Genomic DNA, 1,746 nt, shown 5'->3' with positions numbered 1-1,746 from the left:
GTTCGGAGGCCTACTTTGTTTTCCCTCTGGCGCAAGGCACGCCGGGAAAACAGTGCGGCCTCGCGGCTACTGGGGTCTACCAGCCTTCGCTTCGCTCTCCATGGCTGGCAGCGGTTGTATTTATGCAGCAAATGGGACACGGAAAGGCTGACAAAGTTTCCCGTACTCTAAAACGGTATGTCGTCTTCGAAGTCACCGGCTGCTCCGGCCTGTGCGGGTGCGTTACCACCCTGGGGGGCGTTTTGAGCCGGAGCGGTGTTCGGACGGGAGTATTCGGTGCTGCCGCCTGCTCCCCGGCTGTCCAGCATCTGCATCTCATTGGCGACGATCTCAGTAGTGTATCTGTCCTGGCCGTCCTGTCCCTGCCACTTGCGGGTTCGCAGGCTGCCTTCGATATAGACCTTGGAACCTTTTTTCAGATATTCCCCGGCGATTTCCGCCAGGCGGTTGAAGAACACCACCCGATGCCACTCGGTGCGTTCCTGCTGCTCACCGGACTGTTTGTCTTTCCAGGTCTCGGATGTGGCCACGGTGATATTGGTCACCGCACCGCCGCTGGGCATGTAACGGGTTTCCGGATCTTTGCCCAGATTGCCTACCAGAATGACTTTGTTGACGCCTCTTGATGCCATGTTTCCTCCTCAGGGGTTCTCGTCCTTGAAACTTGCAAATGAATAGCCCGAGAGTTTAACGCCCATCCGGTGAAATTGCATCTGTTTTGGCGGGGACTTCCATGCTGCCGGCGAGGAGCAGCCACGCCAGGATGAAGCCCGCGCCAAGCAGGAAGGCCGAGGTTTCACCAAAACGTGCATGCACCCAGCCACCGAGCAGGCCGCCCACGAAAGCCCCGCTGAACTGGGAGGTGGAATAGACGCCCATGGCCGTACCGCGGATTGCGCCGAGCGCCAGCTTGGAGACCAGGGACGGCAGGGTTGCTTCCAGCAGGTTGAAGCCGGTGAAGAACAGCAGCAGCAGTCCCAGGCCCCAGATGCTGGAGGAAAACAGCCAAAAACCCATCCCACTTAAATTTGAAGTATTGAAGTGGGTGGGTGAGGGTCAACGATCAGGGGCAGGATATGCCTGGAGCGACGATTGCTTGGAGCATTCCTGTATTGTGTACGCTGAAAGGCTTACCAAATCCGATCCCGGAACCGGCTGTGAGCTTTACAATAGCACCTTCTGGAACCACAGCATTAGGTGATGTGGCCAACATTCCGGTTGTGGTTCTATCGTGAGTGCCAACCGTAAAACCTGTCAGGTTAAGGTCGTCCCCTGCGATGCATTCGCTAGTGACATCTTTGTGCATCAAGGTGGCATTGATTCCGCCTTGTGAAAAATAGTCTTCCTTCCACACGACCACATCCTTGCCTTGGGAATAGTCTGTTGCGCCGTCTCCTTTGTCCCAGACTTCAATATCGTAATTGTTACTTTCAAATTTGATGCGATATTTTCCTTCTGGAAGATCGGGAAAGGCGTAGTAGCCAGTTTGCGGATCTGAGCTTACCTGCGCTTTGGTAACCCACGTACTGCCTTCCAGTTGAGCTGCCGAAATATTCGCAGTCAAAGGTGCTCCGGCTGGCCCTTTGATCCATCCTGTTATGCTGGTACTGTCCGGTGATAGTGCGGCCGCTGCCAGCCATGGAGAGCGAAGCGAAGGCTGGTAGACCCCAGTAGCCGCGAGGCCGCACTGCTTACCCGTCGTGCGCATAGCGCCAGAGGGGAAGCAAAGTAGGCATCCAAACGCGG

At 56.1% G+C, this 1,746-nt stretch carries 3 protein-coding genes; all 3 read right to left on the bottom strand.

The features are described 5' to 3' along the window. Positions 1-167: 167 nt before the first annotated feature. The 3 genes from ssb to ACOCD2_RS18685 are packed head-to-tail and all read right to left on the bottom strand — an operon-like array spanning position 168 to position 1,564. Positions 168-632: a single-stranded DNA-binding protein gene (ssb, locus tag ACOCD2_RS18695; protein WP_293650050.1), complete on the bottom strand. Its 465-nt coding sequence runs from the start codon at positions 630-632 to the stop codon at positions 168-170. Positions 633-687: 55 nt separating this feature from the next. Beyond that, positions 688-1,017, bottom strand: a complete 330-nt coding sequence (locus ACOCD2_RS18690; protein ID WP_293650049.1) for an MFS transporter — start codon at positions 1,015-1,017, stop codon at positions 688-690. 46 nt (positions 1,018-1,063) lie between these two features. Continuing rightward, positions 1,064-1,564, bottom strand: a complete 501-nt coding sequence (locus ACOCD2_RS18685) for a hypothetical protein (RefSeq protein ID WP_293650048.1) — start codon at positions 1,562-1,564, stop codon at positions 1,064-1,066. Positions 1,565-1,746 lie beyond the last annotated feature (182 nt).

Origin of the sequence: Thiolapillus sp., assembly GCF_048562965.1 — a bacterium.
In the GTDB taxonomy this organism is placed as follows: Bacteria; Pseudomonadota; Gammaproteobacteria; order Chromatiales; family Chromatiaceae; genus Thiolapillus; species Thiolapillus brandeum_A.
This window is presented reverse-complemented; position numbering and strand designations above follow the sequence as displayed.